Below are 21,312 nucleotides of genomic sequence, written 5' to 3'. Positions count from 1 at the left end.
TCGATTAATGCGCGCCAAATTTCAGCCAAATTTTCTGACTTTATCGATCCTGAGCGCAGTTATTCTTGCCAATTTTCTGCCCTGCCAGGGTGAAGCCACGGTGGCCTTCAGTTGGGCTGCAAATGGCGCAATTAGCCTCATCTTTTTCTTGCATGGAGCAAAATTACCGCGTGCAACCTTAATCGCTGGAGCCATGCACTGGCGGCTTCATCTCCTGATTTTCGGTTGCACCTTTGCGATGTTTCCGCTACTTGGACTGGCGCTCCAGCCGATTTTATCGCCACTGGTTACCCCAACTCTGTATACGGGCGTTTTGTTTTTATGCATATTGCCCTCAACCATACAAGCCTCGATTACTTTCACCGCAATTGCCAAAGGTAATGTAGCGGCAGCGATATGTTCTGCGCCAGCCTCAAATCTGCTGGGCATTCTTATCACGCCATTATTCGCCAGCTTAATCTTCAGCCAGCATGGAATAAACCATGCTTTATGGTTGTCTTCAGTCAAACAAGTTACACTGCTTTTACTCGTGCCTTTTATCATCGGCCAGATAGCGTGCCGTTGGCTTGCCGCCTCTTTTGAGCGCCATGCCCGGCCCCTTGAATGGATCGAACAGTGCGCACTTCCACTGGTTGCTTACACGGCCTTTAGCGAGGCCGTGGTGCAAGGTTTGTGGTCGCAAATTGCACCGCACTCACTCCTGGGCCTGATCGTTGTGAATGGAGCGCTTCTTGTACTGGCACTTATCGTCACCGGCTATCTAAGCAAACTCGCAGGCTTTACCCAAGCCGATCGAATCACCATTTTATTCTGTGGATCACAAAGAAGCCTGGCCTCAGGGGTTGCCATCGCGCAAATTGTTTTTGCTGGTTATGCAGTAGGCATCGCCATTTTGCCTTTATTGCTCTTTCATCCAATGCAGTTAATCGTCGGCTCGTTGTTAGCGCAGTACTATCGTACGCGGGCTAAGCCCTATAAACTAGCGCCACTTTCAAGCCGAGATTAACCCCCTCACGTTAGAATCCCGCACAATAAAATCCACCTTGCCTAATACTATGATGAACCTCATCGAATTAATTATTTTGGCCGCGATTTGGGGCGCATCGTTTCTCTTCATGCGCATTGGCACGCCTGAGTTTGGCCCAATTGTTTTGGCTGCATTGCGCGTGAGTATTGGCTCGCTGGTCTTACTGCCGGTACTGCGCACCGCTTCTGCGCGCGCACAGCTACGCCAGTTTATAGGACCGCTGCTAATTTTAGGCCTGACAAACTCTGCTCTGCCATTTTGCTTATTCACCTATTCAACGCTTGCCCTTGATGCAGGATTTGATTCAATTTTAAATGCGACTACCCCCCTCTGGGGAGCATTCATTGCTTATGTATGGCTACGTGTACCACTGACCAGAATCCAGATACTAGGCCTAGCAGGCGGTCTCATCGGTGTGATTATCTTGGTCGTCGGCAGAATGAGCGAAGCAGAAATGGCAACCGAACACGGTGTCTCACCCTCGCTTGCAATTGGGGCCGTGCTAAGCGCAACTTTACTCTATGCCTTTGCGACAAATTATTCTAAACATCGCCTCGCCGCGGTAGCGCCCAATTTAGTTGCTTTTAGTAGTCAATTTTTTGCCGCGCTCACGCTCTTGCCGCTCGCATGGTTTTACTGGCCACAGCAGCCGATTGCCGCCAGCACATGGTATGCCGTTAGCGCGCTCGGTATCTTGTGTAGCGGGATAGCGTACTTACTCTATTTTCGACTTGTCGCCCATGCTGGCGCATCGTATGCAATGTCAGTCGCCTTCTTAGTTCCTATTTTTGGCACATTATGGGGTGTATGCTTTCTGGGAGAGCAGATAACCGTATTTATGATGGTAGGGTGCGCCATTATATTAGCGGGTACTGGGTTGGCTTCGGGAAAAATTAAGAGCCTCACATTCCCCGTGACTCGGCGTTGACTTACACTTAGTCTTTTTAAAAACAAGACTAGTAATAATTAAGGGTACTCTGCATAACCTCTTCACCACCTTAATTCAACTCTCATATACAAGATTTAGCGCTGAGGGTACTAGGGTTATGCAGACTATCATTTGAACATTATTACTATCCAAATTAGATTTAGATAAATCCAAATTCTTCAATTTTTCTAAAACAGGTAATGTCTCAATAGACGCTATTTGCCGTATGAATCTGGGGTACCGAGTGATGATACGTTGCGCCGTTTTTTACGAGCGCTCGATCCTGCTCATTTTAAATATTGCCATCGTTAAGAAAACCGCTCTTAATTTTGTTCAATATCATTAAACAACGCAGACCTCGCGCGAGTTTCGAAGCAAATGAGAAAAATGGCTGGATGGGATCCAAACTGCCTTCACGAGGTCTTAAATGCTCAAATTTAAATGGGGCTACCCTGCTTGTTACACGTAAACTACTAAAGAGTGTAGATGGGCAACATACACTACGGCATGTCACTTGGAAAAATCAGTCTATAGTCCCTTAAATTCTCATGGAACGCGTTACAGCGTGCAAGCTGTTCGCGGACTAACTGGCGGTCCTGCGCATAATTAAATTGCGCAGTCCAGTTATGGATGCGTGTCATCGTCCGGATGAATGGCTGCGCATCTTTTTCGTTCGTCAACCGTTTTAACGGTAACAGGTAATCTTCCCGATACACTGTCGGTATCATGATGCGACACAGCTTGGCTTCGCAGAGCATGCAGTTCATTGCCAGTCGAGCTGTGCGGCCGTTACCATCTCTAAAGGGATGTACCTCGGTTATGACGAACATCGTCATCAGTGCACGGGCTACTGGGTCGGTGAGCGCCTTAATCCGTACAAATCCCTCTCGCAACGTGCCCCGTACCAGTTCGGGCAACACGAAAAGCGTATTACCCGCTTGGTTGGCTTGCGCCTTCCACCGGCCCGGTTCCTTGTCTGGCCGAGCTTGCATGACAAGCGCATTCACGTTCTTGAGCCAGCTGAGAAAATCATCTTCCGTCTGCGGTGATTGATTCCGCCACGGCGGTGATGTCGCGGCGTGGAAAGTGCCCAAGATGTCGTGCGAGTCCTCCGAGCGGTTCAAAATAATGGTACCTTCGAAGACAATCTTCTCCGCCTCCTCAACCTCGAACGTGGTTCCTTCAATGTAGTTCGAAAAATAAGCTTCGAAAAAAGCAAAGTTCTCCATTGCGATGCCCAACGGCGCAGGATCCGGGATGGGCGCGAACACTGCCGTGTTCAGCTGTGCATGTAACGCCTCAAAGAGATCGATACGGTCTGGGTCGTATGGCATACCGGCCGCTCGCGCCAAAGCCAGCTGGCTCTTAAGTTTTTTCTGCTTATGGGTGCCAAGCATAGCGCCGATGATGCTCTCTAAACGAGACATCTCTTTATACATTCCAAGCTGGTCGGCCACGGCCTTCGCTCTATCTCGCAACTCGTTGAGTTTGAACTCACCGCGAATGGTCAGAATCTTTTCAAGTCTTTCTTCGAGCGCCTGTTGCGATAAGACTAAGTGTTTGCTGCCACGGCGAGTCGATAAATTTTCCAGTATCCCCCTTTCCTCGCTCGGCAAAAATAGGCCACGGTACGGATTATCGACTGGAGGCAGCGCCGAGATAGGAGACGCGCCTGGATAGACATGAACGGTTAATCCTGGCAATTCAAGTGTTCGTCGGCGTTGACCAATGCGGCTAACGTGCAATACGCCCTCCACCGGACGGTGTTCCAGAGCAGACCTGAAAGCAAGTACCGCGTTAGGCAGCAAATACCCAACAATGGCTGCCCAGTTGCGTAAAACCACTGCCTCAAGGGGACTATTGCAATTGGCCGTAAAAACGCCAGCATAGATGCGTCGCACTTCACCAGAAGCGGCAGCACGAACCAGCTTTCGTGCTTGCGCTTCGGACTTGCCACCCGTGAACAGCACTTCCGCAGTATCGATGTCCGATTTGTGCATTCAAGAACCTCTCGTGTTACACACAGTCTGAAAATATGCTGATTCTCCCATATTTTGTCTGAAAATATGTCGTTATAGTTTTTGTGCTAGTCAACATATGAAAGAAATGAGGCGTAAGCTTGGATTTGCCCTCCAAAAACTAGACATTAAAAAATAGAAAAAACTGGTGCAATTTTGCAATGTAAAAGGAGATCGTGCGATGAAGAAATCGAAATATACAAAAAGCAAATAGCGTTTTTCCACTGTACTGTTCGTATTTTGCACGATGATAGCTGGGTGCAAAGGTTGGCACGATATAGAGCTATTTGGGAAGACCAAGCTTGATCAACTCATACGCTATTTGCCACATGACAAGTAATGATACGTTGCGCCGTTTCTTACAAGCGCTCGATCCTGCTTATTTTGAAAAATACTTCAGCCCCTTACCCATTTATTTCCGGGCAAGGGGCTGAAGATTTATTTAGCGTCAGATAACACTTTCCATTGTTCATTTTCGACTTTATAAACCGTAATATCACCTTGTCTCAAATCCCCTCGCGCGTCATAAGCAAGCTTTTTCATCGTGACTGACTGCATATCAATGTTAGCCAAAAAAGGCAGGTATTTAACTGGATCCGTTGAGTCGGCTTTTTGCATTGCGGTAAACATTGCCATCGCGCCATCATAAGCATAAGGCGAATAGGTTTGCGCATTTTCTTTAAAGCGATTTTTATATTTAGCGGCATACTCTTTGCCACCCGGCATTTCATTCAGTGGCCGTCCTGCCAATGAAACCACCGTGCCTTCGGCTGCTTTGCCAGCAAGCTTTAGAAATGTGTCTGATTTCACCATTTCACCCGCCATCAATACAGTTTTCATATCAAGCGTTTGCATTTGTTTAACGATTGGCGCAGCTTGTGCATCAGCCCCACCATAGAAAATGGCCTGTGGATTGACGCGTTTGAGTTTGGTTAGAACCCCTTTAAAATCAACGGCCTTATCGTTGCTGTATTCACGGCCAACGATTTTTGCACCAGCCGCTTTAGCCGCTTTCTCAAATTGATCGGCTAAGCCTTGACCATAGGCCGTGCGATCATCAACGATGGCCACCCGTTTAAAGCCCAGATTCTTAACTGCGAAAGCCCCAATCACCGCCCCTTGCTGAGTATCCGAAGTCATCATGCGAAACGTCGTTTTAAAGCCTTGTTGCGTATATTCAGGGGCCGTGGCCATAGCAATTTGTGGAATGCCTGCATTGGCATAAATCCGAGATGCGGGAATCGTCGTGCCTGAATTGAAATGGCCCAACATTCCTTTAATGCCTTGATCGACAAGTTTTTGCGCAACGGTAGTGGCCGTGCGGGGGTCAGCTTGATCATCTTCTGTATTTAGCACGATCCGAATCGATTTGCCGCCGATGGTCGGTTTCGTTGCATTGAAATCTTCTACCGCCAGCAGAACTCCATTCTGAAAATCTTTGCCGTAATGAGCTTGCGGCCCCGTCATCGGAGCAGCACACCCAATTTTGATGTCTTCGACAGGCTGAGCAAAAACCGTCATGCTCGCGTACATGGCTCCCCCTGCCAACATAATGCGTGCGAGTTGCTTAATCATTGGTTGCATTCATTTCTCCTATTTGCTGATTGGTCAAATCGGTATGAACTAATCTAGCTATCAAATCAGTTCCAATACTGCTGCTTTAATTTAGTTAGTCAGCTATGTAATCGTCATTAAACTCGCATTACCTCCCGCTGCCGCGGTATTTTGACTAATCGCAACTTCAATCAAAAGCCTTTCTAGTCGGTAATCTTCTTGATTGGCAGCCAGTGCGTCGAGCGCAACGCTTTGTACGCTAATCAGCGGACCAGTTCGTTCCGCCATATTCTGAATCAGCGTTTGCAGCGCAGCTCGCTCCCCCTCAAATAATACCGCGTCAAAAGAATCTGTAACACAACGCTCTATGCTGATCTGGCTCTTCAGGCTTTCAGGGAGCCGCTGAATCCATTCAAGGTTAGCACGGTTATGTGCTGCAAATAACGCTTGATTGCCCGTTGCCAGTACCGCGGCCAGTTGTGCTCGCGCACCGCACAGCGTAGCCGCCTCACACCTTACGATGCCGCGGCATTTGAGCGCATACAGGTTTTCTTCGCCGGTCGGGCCAGACAGTTCGAAGACTTTGCCCACTATAATTTGCTCTGCATAACGCTCACACCGCATCGCCGTTAGCGTATCATTTTGTGCGATGAGCCAAGTGCGGTATGCATTTAATCTCTCCACCGCAGCACGCGTCAGGTCCATCTCAACGAGCTCTGGATCCAGTGGCACGTGTTGCATGGTCAACTGAGCGAATGCCGGTGGTGGCGCTTGCGCTAGCAAGCGCAATAAATACAGCGCCCCACCTGCCTTGGGCCCCGTCCCCGACAAACCCTCGCCACCAAATGGCTGTACGCCTACCACCGCCCCGACCATGTTACGGTTAATATAAAGATTGCCCACCCGCGCGTGCGCGCTGACATAAGCAATGGTTTCATCTATCCGCGTATGCAGACCAAGCGTTAGGCCATAGCCCGTGCAATTAATCTCGTCAAGCAGGGTAGCCAGTGCTGGGCGGCGATAGCGGACAACATGCAACACGGGTCCAAATACTTCATGCGTTAATGCGTTGATTGATTCAATTTCAATCAGCGTTGGCAACACAAAGGTGCCATTCGCAAGTTGCTGCGTGTTCGATGCGTCAACTAACAAAGGCTGAAATACTTTACACCCTTTGGTACGCATTCTATCGATATGTTTTTCAATCGCGGATTTGGCGGCTGCATCGATCACGGGGCCAACATCCGTCGCCAAGTCACTTGGAGCGCCGATCACCAATTCTTGCATCGCCCCTTTGAGCATAGTCAAAATGCGCTCCGCAACCTCCTCTTGCAAGCATAACACCCGGAGCGCTGAGCAGCGCTGGCCCGCTGAATCGAACGCGGAGACGAGAACATCAGACACCACTTGTTCAGCGAGCGCAGATGAATCCACAATCATTGCATTTTGACCGCCCGTTTCGGCAATTAACGGAATCGGTTTGCCATCCGCACCGAGCCGCTTAGCCAGCGCTCTCGCAATCAGTCGCGCGACCTCGGTTGAACCCGTAAACATTACACCGCCAACGCGCTCATCGGCAACTAAGGCAGCCCCCACCGTCTCGCCTGCGCCTGGCAATAACTGCACAACGCCAATCGGTACCCCTGCTTCGTGCAGAATTCGAACCGCCTGTGCCGCAATGAGTGGCGTTTGTTCAGCCGGCTTAGCCAACACTGGATTGCCCGCCGCTAAAGCAGCGGAGATTTGCCCAATAAAAATGGCTAGCGGGAAATTCCATGGGCTAATACAGACAATGGGACCCAACGGGTGATGCGTGTCGTTGGAAAATTCGAGGTGGATTTGCGCCGCGTAATAGCGCAAGAAATCAACGGCTTCACGTATTTCAGACACTGCACTCGCCAGCGATTTACCCGCTTCACGCACCAACAAACTCATCAACGTATATCTTTGCGCTTCAAGCAGATCCGCCGCGCGCATCAGATAGGTTGCACGCGTTAACGGCGGCGTCATGCGCCAAGCGGGCGCCGCTATAGAAGCCATCTCCAGCGCGGCCTGAACTTCTGCGTCACTCGCCTCAATCAATGTGCCAACAATGTCACTTTCATGCGCCGGATTAACACTATTGCGTACTAAGCTATGTTTATCTGGGTCTACATCCAGACCTAGGATCGGCGCAGCCTGCCATTTCAGATGTGCACCAGCGTGCAAAATAGAGGATAGCTGAGCCAGCTGGTCTTCGTCCGATAAATCCAACCCACTCGAATTCACCCGCTCAGCCCCATATAGCGCGCGTGGCAAAACAATCTTCGGATGAGGCGCTCCCAGCGGCTCCACTTTTAAAGCCTCCTCAATCGGATCCGCAATGAGCTCATCGAGCGTCACTGCCGCATCTGCAATACGATTCACAAACGAAGTATTCGCGCCATTTTCAAGCAAACGCCTAACCAAATAGGCTAATAACCTTTCATGAGTGCCTACTGGCGCATAAATCCGACATGGACGTTTGATGTCGCAGTGCTTATACAGCGCTTCGTAAAGCGGCTCACCCATTCCATGCAAGCATTGAAACTCATATTGGCCTGCATAGTAATTGGGACCCGCCAAATGATAAATAGCCGCCACCGTATAGGCGTTGTGTGTAGCAAATTGGGGGTAGATCGCCGTGGGCGCAGCGAGCATTTTTTTTGCACAAGCTAGGTAAGAAATATCCGTGTAAATTTTGCGCGTATAGACGGGGTATTCATTTAATCCATCCATTTGCGCGCGCTTAATTTCACTGTCCCAATACGCACCTTTAACCAGCCGCACCATCAACCGGCGTTGGCTGCGCAAAGCTAAATCGATTAGATAATCAACCACAAACGGGCAACGTTTCTGGTACGCCTGTATCACGAAGCCGATGCCATTCCAACCGGCTAGCGCCGGATCGAAACATAATGCCTCTAATAAATCTAACGATAGCTCAAGGCGGTCTGCTTCTTCGGCATCAATGTTTAAACCAATATCGTAATAACGAGCGAGCGTTGCTAGCGCCTGTAAGCGTGGCAAAAGCTCTGCCATAACACGCTCTTTCTGCGCCCGGGCATAACGCGGATGCAGCGCCGACAATTTGACTGAAATACCGGCTTTATCATAAATATCACGCGTGCCCGCTACTTTGCCAATGGCATGAATCGCTTGCTTATACGCCAAAAAATAATGATGCGCATCTTCACTTGTCAGCGCTGCCTCACCCAGCATGTCATATGAATAACGAAAATTTCGGGCCTCAAGTTTGCGGCTATTCGTGAGCGCTTGAGCGATTGTTTCTCCACAAACAAACTGCTCCCCCATGAGCTGCATCGCGAGCCCCACCCCTTTGCGCACCAATGGCTCGCAACCTTTACCAATCAGCCGAGAAAGCGCCGCAAACAAACCTGTCTCGCTATGGCTGGTCAATAATTTGCCGCTTACCATTAAGCTCCACGCGGCTGCGTTCACAAATAACGAGGATTTTTGGCCGATATGTGATTTCCAGTCGCCATAGCAGAGCTTATCTCGAATCAAGGCATCGCGTACGGCGCTATCTGGAATACGCAAAAGCGCCTCCGCCAAGCACATTAGCGCCACCCCTTCTTGGCTCGATAAAGAGAATTCGTGAAGTAACTCTTTAATCCCGCGGCTTGCTGGTTTAGCGCGCAGCGCTTTAACTAACTCATTCGCAAGCATGCGTGCGGCAACGCTTTGCTCAGCCGTTAAACGGGCGGCATCGATCAGCGGGACAATGGAATCTGATTCTGGGCGCCGGTAGGCAGCGATAATGGCGGCCCGCAATGGCGCTTGAGATAATGCGAGAGATGTCAGCATCTTTTTTTGTTTCTTTAAGGAGAAGCGAATTCAGGGCAGTGTAATTAACCCCTCTGGCTTAGTAAAGAAAAAGTTCTTTGCTGAAATTAGCAGATTGACAAATCCAAGCGCCCTAGAGGCGCTCCATCATCAGCGCACAGCGACGCTCAATTAGAACAATCATTTTTTCAAGTAATGACCGGTCAGCAAAATGAGCCATAAAATCGGCTTGTAGCATTCGAGCTTGGATAACACGTAATACTCCCTTAAGTTGGATAGTAGGTTTGCCGGCTTCCAGTTCAACCAGAAAACGCACACCCACATTAGCGGCCAACGCCAATTGCGGCTGTGTCAATTTGAGCCGTTTACGGGTGCAGCGAAGCGCTGCCCCCAAATCTGATGGAGTTTGAATAACAGTCACCATAATCTCCTGATCGGGAAATTATTTTAAATGGTCGCTGCGACTATGCTGAGCTCAACATAATCGCAAGAATTGGATTTTTAATGATACCGTAGCAGGCACCTGAGCAAGCTCAATCATTTACAGCATCATGCTGACCTACAGAGCCGGTCAGATCAGATCTCAATTAGTACAAATAAGCATTTCCTATTTTTCTTATCACTTTCCCCGCACATAAACGCGCTTTCTTTTTATTAGGCGCTAACTATGAAAGCTAGAAAGCTCTAAAAGTTGCGCATGCGCAACTTTTTTGGCTACTGCTGCTGCAGGATAGACTATCGTCATACATTTAGACTCAATAAGAGTCGCTCGATGACGGTATTAATTTTCTGCCTATTTTACTTTGGGTTGTTATCGTAAAATAACAGCCTTTCTTATTTTAGGTTACGCGCAATGAAACAAACGCTCCAAGGCCACTATGTCACGATATCGACAACCGGTGAAAAAGCGCAGGCATTCGTACCCGCACCGCTTCCGCCTTGCCCACCTATCACTTGGACGACTGAATTGCGCAGAAAGTTTGACCGAGCGTTACTCGCGCTCGGTCAGTTGGATAGCGTATCAACGCTGCTACCTGACACCTCGCTTTTTCTCTACATGTATGTTCGTAAAGAGGCAGTGCTCTCGTCCATGATCGAAGGGACGCAATCGTCACTCTCCGATTTGTTGCTGTTCGAGCTAGATCAAATGCCAGGCGTCCCACTAGATGATGTGCGTGAAGTCAGTCACTATGTCGCAGCGCTCGAACACGGTTTGCGTCTGCTCAAAGAGGGGCAGCCATTATCATTGCGGCTGATTAAAGAAATGCATGGCGTTCTGTTAGCAAAAGGTCGCGGTTGTAAGCTAACACCAGGGGAATTTCGACGTAGTCAAAATTGGATTGGGGGCACACGACCAGGCAATGCAGCGTTCGTTCCACCTCCGGCTGAGGAAGTACTAGCTTGTATGGGCAAGCTCGAGCTATTTCTCCATGATCTGCCAGAACCAATGCCAGTATTGCTTAAAGCAGCATTAGCGCATGTGCAATTTGAAACGATCCACCCATTTCTCGATGGTAATGGTCGCTTGGGTCGCCTCTTAATCACATTGCTCTTATGTGAACAAAAGGTGTTACGAGAACCCATGCTCTATCTGAGCCTCTATTTTAAAACTCATCGCCAATATTATTACGAGCTGCTCAACAATGTCCGTGTGACGGGTGAATGGGAAGCCTGGCTCGATTTTTTTACTGAGGCCATTACTGTCACCGCTACCCAAGCCGTAGAAACGGCGCAACAACTTCTCGCGTTGTTCGCTCAAGATCGCGAAAAAATAAGTAGGCTGGGCAGAGCAGCACCTTCTGCTTTACAAATCCACCAAGCACTCATAGAACGCCCCGTCATCACCTCGGGCTGGTTAGTAGAGAAAACGGGCCTGGCGCCAGCCACTATCAATAAGGCATTGGTTCACATGGAAAAACTAGGTATCGTACAAGCACTCACCGCCCAAAAACGAAACCGCCTGTTCAATTATGCAAGGTATATAGAAATAGTGGATCGAGGCATAGAGCCATCGGAAAATGACCCGCTCTAGCGGCGTTAAATATCCAGTGGATCAACTTCAACCGACCAGCGCACGATTCCTTTGACTTTAAGTGTACGCAAATAAGGCTGCCATGCGCGCAGGGTGCTTTGCAGTGCACTGCGCGATGCGCTTTCAAGCAGCAATTGGGCCCGATGCACATGCATAACTTTAACCACAACCATGGGTACTGGGTCATAGCAGATAACATATTCGGCGCCAGGCAAACCTTTAAACAGCGTTATGCCCTGCATTAGAAATGCCTGCGCCGCTTCTAACGTGCGCGCTTCAGCACGGAGGAGCGCCTGATAAACAAAGGGAGGCAAACGCGCCTGCTGTCGCTCAGCCAGGAGCGTGGCGGCGAAACCTGCATAATCATGTCGTGTCAGCGCCTCATACAGAGGGTGCTGTGGATAACGCGTTTGCAGCAAAACCTCTCCTTGCCCGGTACGGCCCGCCCGCCCGCTGACTTGCATTAACTGGGCAAAAAGTCGTTCGCTGGCTCGAAAATCATGTGAAAACAGCGCAACATCTGTATTCAATACTCCCACTAGCGTTACGCGCTTGAAATCATGCCCTTTTGCGACCATTTGCGTACCCACTAGAATATCTGCTACGCCTGCATGTACGTCTTCTAATAGCGCTTGCGCACTTCCTTTGCGGCGCGTGCTATCGGCGTCAATACGTAAAATCCGAGCGCTGGGCAAAAGCTCGGCAAGCGTCTCTTCAACCCTTTGTGTACCTCGTCCGAGTGGGGCCAAATCAAGATTGCCACAATCCGGGCAGGCCCGCATAATTGGCGCTTGCCAACCACAATGGTGGCAACGCAATACTCGTTCAAGCTTATGCAAAACCGTATAAGCGCTACAGCGTACGCAACCCGCGATCCAACCACAGGCATCGCAAGCCAGCACGGGCGCATATCCACGCCGGTTTAAAAAAATCAGACTCTGCTCTTGCCGTGCTAAACGTTCCCGTATCGCATGAATCAGGGGAGCAGATAGTCCCGCAATCGGCGCGGGTGTAGTTTGGGTCATGTTAATTAAGCGCACACTCGGCAGCACAGCCTCAGCATGCGCGCGCCGCTGCATTGTCAGATGCGTATAGCGGCCCTGTGCAGCTTGCCGCCAACTTTCAAGCGACGGTGTCGCAGAGCCCAACACAATTGGAATGCCGAGTTGTTTAGCACGCCAAATCGCCAAGTCACGCGCTGAATAACGCAGCCCTTCCTGCTGCTTATAGGCAACATCATGTTCTTCATCAACTACGATCAATGCCAGACTCGGTAAAGAGGCTAATACGGCTAACCGTGTTCCCAAGACAATACGGGCTTGCCCAGTATGGGCGGCCAACCAATGCCGCGCTCGCACCCCTTCGGCTAGACCGCTATGCAAAGTCACAATGGCCTGCGCTGGCCCAGCTGAAAAACGGGCCCGGAAGGCTGCCTCAAACTGGGGCGTTAGGTTAATTTCGGGGACCAACACGAGCACTTGAGCCAGCGGAGCACGCGTTAGCAAATCCGCGATCATGCGCAGATAAACTTCTGTTTTGCCGCTCCCCGTTACCCCATGTAATAAAAAAGGAGAAAAACCGCGGGCGGTGTTAAGCGCGAGCAACACATTTGTTTGTTCAGACGTTAGAGTTTTTTCCCCGGTTGGCAACGCTTGAGCCTCAGCCGTGGGGCGGCTGCCAGCAGCCAACTCTTGACTCGACTCACCACTCAACAGGACCGGAGAGGCCGGTATGGCGAGCCGCTGCCAACGCTTCGCATTACGTAGCGCTGAGGGCAACGAGGCTAGCGCAACTTCACCTAATGAGCGTTGGTAATAATCCGCCGCAAAGGCCGCAAGCGCCAACCATTGGGCCGACAGCGCCGGCGCATCCGCCCAGACCGCTTCAATCATGCGTAAGCGTTCCGTCGGGATATCACTCTGTTCGGCTAGCTCACACACCAAGCCCACTAAGTTGCGCCTGCCAAACGGCACATACACCAACTGACCCAGTTGGGGCGCCGGCGAGATAGCGCAACCGTAATCAAACAAAATCGGGATAGGTTGGTCTAAGGCGACACGGACAATTAGGCAACTCATTACAGATTCTTGCTCATTATCCCTAAAGCAACGCGCTGGATAGACCGATAGGGCCAATTAAATTTAAAGTATTGCATACAATACGCCGCTAACTACCGGATTTTTTGGCTTTTTTTGAGCTTTCCACAAAACCTGTGGATAACTTTGTTGAAAAGTCCCTTTTTAGCTGCTGAAAAGGCCAAGGCAAGCGCTCTCGCTTAGTTTGCTCAGTTTCAAAGCAATTTTCACAAACCCTTATTAATCAATCACTTAGACAATTCCAACAGGACTCTTTTGCAATTTATCAAAAAATTAAGTCACCTCTTGCAAGAGGTTCTCTAAATGTGTATAAGTCAGCGGCTTAGCTAATCGGCAGATCCCTTATAGAATCTATCTAAAAACCGAATGAGCACTCACTCAAAAGCCAAATTAAGCGCCAGCAGCGAGTCGCAATGAACGGCTATAAGAATGAACTTCATCAACCATTTCAGCGACATGTTCAGGGGGGGTCAAGGGCAAAATGCCGTGCCCAAGATTGAAAATATGTCCGGGATGATTCCCATAACTCTCTAAGATTGCGCGCACCTCGGCACGAATAGTCGCTGGCGATGCAAACAACACCGTTGGATCAAGGTTGCCTTGCAAGGCCACTTGACCGGCAACACGCTCACGGGCACGCGCGAGGTTCGTCGTCCAATCAAGGCCAACCGCCTGCGCGCCAATCGCCGCAATCTCTTCTAGCCATTGACCGCCACCTTTAGTAAACACAATCACCGGTATTTGTTCGCCATTATGTTCACGCTTCAGTTGCTGGATCACCGCTTGCGTATAGGCCAGAGAAAACTTCTGAAATTTTCCCTCAGCTAAGGCCCCACCCCAAGTATCGAAGATCATCACTGCTTGCGCGCCAGCATCGATTTGCGCATTAAGATAAGCAGCCACAGCCTGCGCATTAATCTCAAGTATGCGATGCAGCCAAGCCGGATGTTGATAAAGCATGGTTTTAACCAGGCTAAAATTATCCGAGCCGCCCCCTTCAACCATATAACAAGCAAGCGTCCAAGGACTACCCGAAAAACCGATTAATGGTATGCGTTGCACGCCATTGGCATGGGTTAAAGCGCGCCGGATCTGAGTGACTGCGTCAGTCACATAAGATAAAGCCGAATCTACCGCCGGCACGGCCAAACGCGCAATATCTGCTTCAGTTCGTAGTGGATGGGCAAAACGTGGTCCTTCGCCAGCTTCAAAACTTAGGCCAAGCCCCATCGCATCGGGTATCGTCAAAATGTCCGAAAAAAGAATCGCCGCATCCAAGGGATAACGCTCAAGCGGCTGCAAGGTCACTTCAGTGGCGTAATCAGGATTTTTCGCCAGCCCAAGAAAACTACCCGCGCGAGCACGAGTTAGATTGTATTCCGGCAAATAACGGCCCGCCTGGCGCATTAACCAAACCGGCGTATAGTCGGTAGGCTCGCGTTTCAGCGCCCGTAAGAATGTATCGTTTGATACAGACTGCAACATTTTATTACTCCTAAAACCGCGCACATCCACCACAATGCCATTAACGGTTTCAGCACAGATGGACAGCAACTGACAACGTGAGAGCGGACATACTCGGCAGCCCCCTCACTGGTCGGCTTAGCACCAAGCTCTACCCTTTAGCGAGGACATCTCTGCGGAGGCCGTTTTAACCAACGACTCTTGATGTTGGTCTCCTCACGCTAACCCCGTAGCGTGCGGCTTGAGCGGGCCTTTTAGGCCCGCTTTTTTTATTCTAGTTAATGCTTATCGCCCACCATTTTTCGTGGCTGCACCCAGGCATCAAACTCCGCGTCGCTCACATAACCTAGAGCCAGCGCGGCGCTTTTTAAAGTGGTTCCTTCGCGGTGGGCTTTTTTTGCGATTTGTGCCGCTTTGTCATAGCCAATATGCGGATTTAACGCCGTCACCAGCATCAGAGATTCGTTTAACAACGCTTCAATCCGCGCGCGGTTTGGCTCAATGCCAAGCGCGCAATGATCGTTAAAGCTGCGCGCACCATCGGCAAGCAACCGAATCGATTGCAACACATTGTGCGCAATCATGGGGCGAAAAACATTCAATTCAAAATTACCGCTTGCGCCACCGAAATTGACGGCTACGTCGTTGCCAAATACTTGACAGCACAACATCGTAACGGCTTCAGACTGGGTCGGGTTAACTTTGCCTGGCATGATTGAACTGCCCGGCTCATTTTCTGGGATCAATAATTCGCCTAAGCCACAACGTGGTCCACTTGCTAGCCAACGAATATCATTTGCGATTTTCATTAAGCCAGCCGCCACGGTTTTAAGAGCACCATGCGCATGCACCAGGGCATCGGCCGCCGCCATCACTTCAAATTTATTCGGCGCGCTGACAAAGGGAAGTCCTGTGAGGGCGCTAATTTCGGCTGCGACTTTATCGGCAAAAGCCGGATGCGCATTAAGCCCCGTACCAACCGCAGTACCGCCCAAAGCCAGTTCATATAAATGCGGCAAAGCCGCTTCTAGATGGCGCATTCCTTGCTCAAGTTGCGCCACATAACCGGAAAACTCTTGGCCTAGCGTAAGAGGCGTCGCATCTTGTAAATGGGTTCGCCCAATTTTAACGATGTCCGTAAAAGCCCGCGCTTTTGCCGCCAACGTATCGCGCAGGGTTTTTAACGCAGGTAATAATGTATTCTTTATGCCATCAGCCGCGGCAATGTGCATCGCGGTTGGGAAAACATCATTAGAGGATTGCCCTCGATTAACCTCATCGTTCGGGTGGATTTTACGCGCCTCTCCGCGCTCACCGCCCAGTAACTCACTCGCGCGGTTCGCAATCACTTCATTCAGATTCATATTCGTCTGAGTGCCTGAACCCGTTTGCCAAACCACTAACGGAAATTCATCGGGGTGCAGGCCCGCGATGATTTCGTCAGCAGCCTGAACAATCACATTGGTTTTATCAGCAGGGAGTATCTCAAGCGCATGATTTACGGTAGCGGCCGCGCGTTTAACCTGGGCCAGCGCGCGGATCAATTCAGGCGCCTGCTTTTCATTTGAGATTTTGAAATTGTGCCGTGAGCGCTGCGTCTGTGCGCCCCATAAGTGGGCGGCAGGCACAGCAATATCACCAAAGGTATCACGTTCAATGCGAGTTTTTTCTTTCATGTGCGGAAATCTGGACGGCTAAGAGGAACAAGCCAAACATTATATACCGACTCAAAAGACTGCAAACTGATTCAGAAGAGTTTATTGAACGTGACGGCAGCACTTATTACGCCAATCATAATGCATGTGAGTCTAATGGCTAACCGGGCGTGCCCCGCCCTTAGAACATCCATTGCGCCGACCACATCGGCGTTTTCATTAAACCCCAATTAAGGGGGTACGCAAATTAACTTCGATTCCGACGTAAGCGCTGAATCGCCGCCAACTGGGCTGACGCATAAGCCAGCTCCGCTTGTGCCGTCGCATATTCAACGTTCGAACCCGTATTTTGTAGAGCCTCTTCAGCTGCGCGGCGCGCTTGCTCAGCTTTTGCCTGATCAAGGTCTTGGCCGCGAATGGCGGTATCCGCTAAAACAGTTACCCCACCCGGTTGAACTTCAAGTATGCCGCCAGCGACAAAGATAAACTCTTCAACGCCACCCTCCAGCTCAATCCGCACTGCACCCGGGCGGATCCGTGTCAGTAATGGTACATGGCCAGGCAAAATACCTAACTCACCTTCCTCACCCGGAAGCGCAACGAATTGCGCCTGCCCCGAGAAAATTTGCTCCTCAGCGCTGACGACGTCTACTTTGATGGTTGCCATATGAATTCCTGCATGAAGCCCGCTTTATTGGATTGTCTTCGCTTTTTCAAACGCTTCGTCAATCGTGCCAACCATATAAAAGGCTTGCTCCGGCAGATGATCGCATTCGCCATCGGCAATCATTTTGAAGCCACGGATCGTTTCGGCAAGCGGCACATATTTGCCTGGCGCACCGGTAAAGACTTCCGCCACGTGAAACGGTTGCGATAAGAAGCGCTGCATTTTACGCGCGCGGGAAACAGCGAGCTTATCCTCTGGCGCGAGTTCATCCATGCCAAGAATTGCGATAATGTCGCGTAGCTCTTTATAACGTTGCAAGATAGCCTGCACGCGACGGGTGATCGTGTAATGCTCTTCGCCAATCACGTTTGGATCAATCTGACGCGAAGTTGAATCAAGCGGATCAACCGCCGGATAAATCCCCAATGAGGCGATGTCGCGAGATAACACAACGGTCGCATCAAGGTGACCAAAGGTCGTAGCCGGCGAAGGATCCGTTAAGTCATCGGCCGGTACGTACACTGCCTGCACCGAAGTAATCGAGCCCGTCTTAGTTGAGGTAATACGCTCCTGTAGGCGGCCCATTTCTTCAGCCAGCGTTGGCTGATAACCCACCGCAGATGGCATCCGCCCCAATAACGCTGAAACTTCCGTCCCAGCTAAGGTGTAACGGTAAATATTATCAACGAAGAACAGGACATCACGCCCTTCATCCCGGAAGTGCTCGGCCATGGTCAAACCCGTTAGGGCTACACGCAAACGGTTACCTGGCGGCTCATTCATCTGGCCGTACACTAAGGCAACCTTGTCGAGCACATTGGAGTCTTTCATTTCATGGTAAAAATCATTCCCTTCACGGGTCCGCTCGCCGACCCCGGCAAAGACAGAATAACCACCATGCTCTTTCGCAATATTGTTAATCAGCTCCATCATATTAACCGTCTTGCCAACCCCAGCACCGCCAAATAGTCCGACCTTACCGCCCTTAGCAAATGGACAGATTAAATCGATCACTTTAATGCCGGTTTCAAGCAATTCCGTGGATGGAGAAAGCTCGTCAAACTTAGGGGCTTTTTGATGGATTGAACGCTGATGCTCACTCTCAATTGGGCCTGCTTCATCGATCGGCCGGCCCAACACGTCCATAATGCGGCCCAAGGTTGGCGTACCGACCGGCACTTGAATTGAGTTACCGGTATTTTTAACTGTCAGACCGCGCCGCAAACCTTCAGATGAGCCTAGGCAGATCGTGCGCACTACGCCGTCGCCAAGCTGTTGTTGCACCTCAAGGATGAGTTCGGAGCCATCTAGCATGAGTGCATCATAAATTTTGGGCATCTGCGCGCGCGGAAATTCGACATCAATCACCGCACCGATGCACTGTACGATTTTGCCTTCTGCCATCGTGGTACTCATCAATTTTCCTTTAGCTATCTTTAAAGATTTTAGAATGGGTTGCTATGCCCATCAGATCATGTTTGGGGCCATCACAAAAGGCCATTAAACCGCTGCCGCGCCACTTACAATTTCGGACAATTCCTTCGTGATGGCGGCTTGGCGGCTTTTGTTGTAAACCAACTGCAAGTCGTTGATCACCGTCTTGGCATTATCGGAGGCTGCTTTCATCGCAACCATACGCGCCGACTGTTCAGACGCCATATTTTCCGCTACGGCCTGATAGACGAGTGTCTCGACATAACGCAGCAGCAATTCATCGACCACCGCTTGCGCGTCTGGCTCGTATAGGTAATCCCATGCATGAGACTGACTCGTCTGCGTAACATGCGGTGCCGTAAGCGACGCCACATTATGCTCACTACGCTGGTTAAATCGTTCAGCGGCCAACGGCAATAACTGCTCGATCACCGGCTCTTGTTTCATGGTATTAACGAAACGAGTGTAGGCTAGGTATACTGCACTGAGCTTGCCTTGCGCATAAGCGTCAAGCTGTATCTTAACCGCGCCGATTAATTTTTCCAGATGTGGAGTATCGCCCAACTGCACTACATGCGAAACTACTTTGACGCCCATGCGGCTCAAAAAGCTAAAGCCCTTGCCACCAATTGCCGTTGCTTCAATCCGCAACCCCTGCGCTTCAAGGGTTTTAAATTGTGCCACCGCTGCACGCAAAATATTTGTATTCAGACCGCCGCACAACCCTTTATCGGTTGTCACCAGAATGACACCCGCTTGCTTAGCCGCTTGATTTTGCGTAATGAACGGGTGTTTGTATTCGAGGCTCGCCTGGCTCATATGAGCCGCGATCTCTCGTACTTTCTCGGCATAAGGACGGGCCGTGCGCATACGCTCTTGCGCCCGGCGCATCTTTGAGGCTGCCACCATTTCCATCGCTTTGGTGATCTTACTCGTGTTTTGAACACTTTTGATCTGGCCGCGAATTTCTTTCATGCCTGCCATTCATCACTCCTGATTTTGCCTCGAAGGCCAGCCCTTGCAAGCGCCCAGCCTTCTATGCTCCGCATGTTGCGCATCAGAGACCTCAAGCAATTGACCGTTTGAAATCTTTAAGCACCGCATGTAGCGCCGTTTCATCACTTGCTGAGAGCTCTTTTTTCTGCTCAATCCGCTGCACCAAATCAGCATGGCTGGTTTTGAGGTGTTCGCGCAAGTTCTTTTCAAAGCTGGCTACTGCGTTGACTTCAATCTCATCAAGATAGCCATTATTTGCAGCAAAAAGTGCAACCGCAAGCTCCCATACTTGTAACGGATTATATTGCGGCTGTTTAAGCAGCTCTGTCACGCGCCGGCCACGCTCAAGCTGTTTGCGCGTAGCTTCATCTAAATCAGACGCAAATTGCGCAAAAGCAGCCAACTCACGATATTGCGCAAGATCCGTGCGAATCCCGCCTGACAATTTTTTGATGATCTTAGTTTGTGCCGCACCGCCGACGCGCGAGACCGAAACCCCCGCATTAATCGCAGGCCGAATACCCGCATTAAAGAGATCCGTCTCCAAAAAGATCTGGCCATCCGTAATCGAGATAACATTGGTCGGCACAAAGGCGGTTACGTCACCCGCCTGGGTTTCAATCACCGGCAACGCCGTGAGTGAACCACTTTTACCTTTTACTTTGCCTTCGGTAAATTTCTCAACGTAGGCTTCGCTAACCCTTGCCGCTCGCTCAAGCAAACGCGAGTGCAGATAAAATACGTCACCAGGATATGCTTCACGACCAGGCGGCCGGCGCAATAACAATGAAATTTGACGGTAGGCCCAGGCTTGCTTAGTTAAATCATCATAAATAATTAATGCATCTTGGCCACGGTCGCGGAAATATTCTCCCATCGTGCAACCGGCATAGGGCGCAATATATTGCATCGCAGCCGAATCTGAAGCCGAGGCACTGACAACAATCGTATATTCAAGCGCACCATGTTCTTCAAGCTTGCGCACCACGTTCATCACCGATGCTGCTTTTTGCCCAATTGCAACGTAAATACAGACTAGATCTTTACCTTTTTGATTAATAATGGTGTCGATTGCAACCGCAGTTTTACCTGTTTGGCGATCACCAATAATCAATTCACGCTGACCACGGCCAATCGGCACCATTGAATCAATCGATTTCAGCCCGGTTTGCACAGGCTCTGAAACAGATTTACGCCAAATCACACCTGGCGCAATTTTTTCAACTGCATCGGTTTCTTTGGCATTGATCGGGCCTTTGCCGTCAATTGGCTGGCCCAATGCATCCACTACGCGTCCAATCAACTCTGGCCCAACCGGCACTTCCAGGACGCGACCCGTGCACTTTACGGTATCGCCTTCAGAAATATGTGTGTACTCGCCCAAGATCACCGCGCCCACTGAGTCACGCTCAAGGTTGAGCGCAAGACCAAAAGTCTGCCCAGGGAATTCAAGCATTTCACCTTGCATCACGTCGGAAAGCCCATGAATGCGACAGATCCCGTCCGTCACGGATAAGACGGTTCCCTGATTGCGAAGCTCCGTGTCAGCGGTAAGACCTTGAATTCGGGTCTTGATAAGTTCACTCACTTCCGCAGGGTTAAGCTGCATATTTTGC

The 21,312-nt window shown here is 50.2% G+C and carries 13 protein-coding genes and 1 pseudogene; 3 read left to right on the top strand and 11 right to left on the bottom strand.

The window, feature by feature from the left end; translation table 11 throughout:
• Positions 1-7 precede the first annotated feature (7 nt).
• Together MPB2EB_RS00165 and MPB2EB_RS00160 are read left to right on the top strand one after the other, a co-directional pair.
• Positions 8-1,006 carry a bile acid:sodium symporter family protein gene (locus MPB2EB_RS00165; RefSeq protein ID WP_185181897.1) on the top strand — a complete coding sequence of 333 codons (999 nt, stop codon included), beginning with the start codon at positions 8-10 and terminating at the stop codon, positions 1,004-1,006.
• 52 nt (positions 1,007-1,058) lie between these two features.
• The gene (locus tag MPB2EB_RS00160) at positions 1,059-1,955 is read left to right on the top strand and encodes a DMT family transporter (protein WP_185182588.1); all 897 of its coding nucleotides are present in this window, start codon (positions 1,059-1,061) and stop codon (positions 1,953-1,955) included.
• A 500-nt stretch (positions 1,956-2,455) separates the two neighbouring features.
• Here the strand turns inward: MPB2EB_RS00160 and MPB2EB_RS00150 are convergent, their stop codons facing one another.
• The 4 genes and pseudogenes from MPB2EB_RS00150 to MPB2EB_RS08470 all read right to left on the bottom strand — a co-directional run bounded on the left by MPB2EB_RS00150 (position 2,456) and on the right by MPB2EB_RS08470 (position 9,776).
• Positions 2,456-3,955, bottom strand: a complete 1,500-nt coding sequence (locus MPB2EB_RS00150) for a Fic family protein (protein WP_185181895.1) — start codon at positions 3,953-3,955, stop codon at positions 2,456-2,458.
• Positions 3,956-4,411: 456 nt separating this feature from the next.
• On the bottom strand, positions 4,412-5,524 hold the full coding sequence (locus MPB2EB_RS00145; protein ID WP_370576638.1) for a branched-chain amino acid ABC transporter substrate-binding protein: 1,113 nt from the start codon (positions 5,522-5,524) through the stop codon (positions 4,412-4,414).
• Between the two features lie 126 nt (positions 5,525-5,650).
• A pseudogene (putA, locus tag MPB2EB_RS00140) lies at positions 5,651-9,349 on the bottom strand (trifunctional transcriptional regulator/proline dehydrogenase/L-glutamate gamma-semialdehyde dehydrogenase); the annotation flags it as partial.
• Between the two features lie 136 nt (positions 9,350-9,485).
• Positions 9,486-9,776 carry a hypothetical protein gene (locus MPB2EB_RS08470; RefSeq protein WP_232534444.1) on the bottom strand — a complete coding sequence of 97 codons (291 nt, stop codon included), beginning with the start codon at positions 9,774-9,776 and terminating at the stop codon, positions 9,486-9,488.
• A gap of 429 nt (positions 9,777-10,205) precedes the next feature.
• On the opposite strand from MPB2EB_RS08470, the gene MPB2EB_RS00130 reads away from it, so the two are divergent.
• The gene (locus MPB2EB_RS00130; RefSeq protein WP_185181892.1) at positions 10,206-11,384 is read left to right on the top strand and encodes a Fic family protein; all 1,179 of its coding nucleotides are present in this window, start codon (positions 10,206-10,208) and stop codon (positions 11,382-11,384) included.
• 5 nt (positions 11,385-11,389) lie between these two features.
• Here the strand turns inward: MPB2EB_RS00130 and MPB2EB_RS00125 are convergent, their stop codons facing one another.
• The 7 genes from MPB2EB_RS00125 to atpA form a co-directional block, all read right to left on the bottom strand.
• Entirely contained in the window at positions 11,390-13,462 is a 2,073-nt protein-coding gene (locus tag MPB2EB_RS00125; RefSeq protein ID WP_185181891.1) for a primosomal protein N', read from the bottom strand.
• A gap of 408 nt (positions 13,463-13,870) precedes the next feature.
• Entirely contained in the window at positions 13,871-14,965 is a 1,095-nt protein-coding gene (gene hemE / locus MPB2EB_RS00120; RefSeq protein ID WP_185181890.1) for a uroporphyrinogen decarboxylase, read from the bottom strand.
• A gap of 257 nt (positions 14,966-15,222) precedes the next feature.
• Positions 15,223-16,620: a class II fumarate hydratase gene (gene fumC / locus MPB2EB_RS00115; protein WP_185181889.1), complete on the bottom strand. Its 1,398-nt coding sequence runs from the start codon at positions 16,618-16,620 to the stop codon at positions 15,223-15,225.
• 226 nt (positions 16,621-16,846) lie between these two features.
• Positions 16,847-17,266, bottom strand: coding sequence for a F0F1 ATP synthase subunit epsilon (locus MPB2EB_RS00110; protein WP_185181888.1), 420 nt, complete (start codon positions 17,264-17,266; stop codon positions 16,847-16,849).
• 24 nt (positions 17,267-17,290) lie between these two features.
• On the bottom strand, positions 17,291-18,682 hold the full coding sequence (gene atpD, locus MPB2EB_RS00105) for a F0F1 ATP synthase subunit beta (protein WP_198422336.1): 1,392 nt from the start codon (positions 18,680-18,682) through the stop codon (positions 17,291-17,293).
• Between the two features lie 84 nt (positions 18,683-18,766).
• On the bottom strand, positions 18,767-19,684 hold the full coding sequence (atpG, locus tag MPB2EB_RS00100; protein WP_185181887.1) for a F0F1 ATP synthase subunit gamma: 918 nt from the start codon (positions 19,682-19,684) through the stop codon (positions 18,767-18,769).
• Positions 19,685-19,766: 82 nt separating this feature from the next.
• Positions 19,767-21,305 carry a F0F1 ATP synthase subunit alpha gene (gene atpA, locus MPB2EB_RS00095; RefSeq protein ID WP_185181886.1) on the bottom strand — a complete coding sequence of 513 codons (1,539 nt, stop codon included), beginning with the start codon at positions 21,303-21,305 and terminating at the stop codon, positions 19,767-19,769.
• Between the last annotated feature and the right edge of the window lie 7 nt (positions 21,306-21,312).

It is taken from the genome of Mycoavidus sp. B2-EB (assembly GCF_014218255.1).
Classification (GTDB): domain Bacteria; phylum Pseudomonadota; class Gammaproteobacteria; order Burkholderiales; family Burkholderiaceae; genus Mycoavidus.
Note: the sequence above shows the minus strand (reverse complement) of the source record. Positions and strands in the feature narration are given on the sequence as shown.

What these genes read in the sequence shown, in the direction of transcription:
- MPB2EB_RS00110 (WP_185181888.1), bottom strand. Translation starts at nt 17,266, where the DNA reads ATGGCAACCATCAAAGTAGACGTCGTCAGCGCTGAGGAGCAAATTTTC.
- hemE (WP_185181890.1), bottom strand. Translation starts at nt 14,965, where the DNA reads ATGTTGCAGTCTGTATCAAACGATACATTCTTACGGGCGCTGAAACGC.
- atpG (WP_185181887.1), bottom strand. Translation starts at nt 19,684, where the DNA reads ATGGCAGGCATGAAAGAAATTCGCGGCCAGATCAAAAGTGTTCAAAAC.
- fumC (WP_185181889.1), bottom strand. Translation starts at nt 16,620, where the DNA reads ATGAAAGAAAAAACTCGCATTGAACGTGATACCTTTGGTGATATTGCT.
- MPB2EB_RS00125 (WP_185181891.1), bottom strand. Translation starts at nt 13,462, where the DNA reads ATGAGTTGCCTAATTGTCCGTGTCGCCTTAGACCAACCTATCCCGATT.
- MPB2EB_RS00145 (WP_370576638.1), bottom strand. Translation starts at nt 5,524, where the DNA reads ATGTTGGCAGGGGGAGCCATGTACGCGAGCATGACGGTTTTTGCTCAG.
- atpA (WP_185181886.1), bottom strand. Translation starts at nt 21,305, where the DNA reads ATGCAGCTTAACCCTGCGGAAGTGAGTGAACTTATCAAGACCCGAATT.
- MPB2EB_RS08470 (WP_232534444.1), bottom strand. Translation starts at nt 9,776, where the DNA reads ATGGTGACTGTTATTCAAACTCCATCAGATTTGGGGGCAGCGCTTCGC.
- MPB2EB_RS00130 (WP_185181892.1), top strand. Translation starts at nt 10,206, where the DNA reads ATGAAACAAACGCTCCAAGGCCACTATGTCACGATATCGACAACCGGT.
- MPB2EB_RS00160 (WP_185182588.1), top strand. Translation starts at nt 1,059, where the DNA reads ATGAACCTCATCGAATTAATTATTTTGGCCGCGATTTGGGGCGCATCG.
- MPB2EB_RS00165 (WP_185181897.1), top strand. Translation starts at nt 8, where the DNA reads ATGCGCGCCAAATTTCAGCCAAATTTTCTGACTTTATCGATCCTGAGC.
- MPB2EB_RS00150 (WP_185181895.1), bottom strand. Translation starts at nt 3,955, where the DNA reads ATGCACAAATCGGACATCGATACTGCGGAAGTGCTGTTCACGGGTGGC.
- atpD (WP_198422336.1), bottom strand. Translation starts at nt 18,682, where the DNA reads ATGAGTACCACGATGGCAGAAGGCAAAATCGTACAGTGCATCGGTGCG.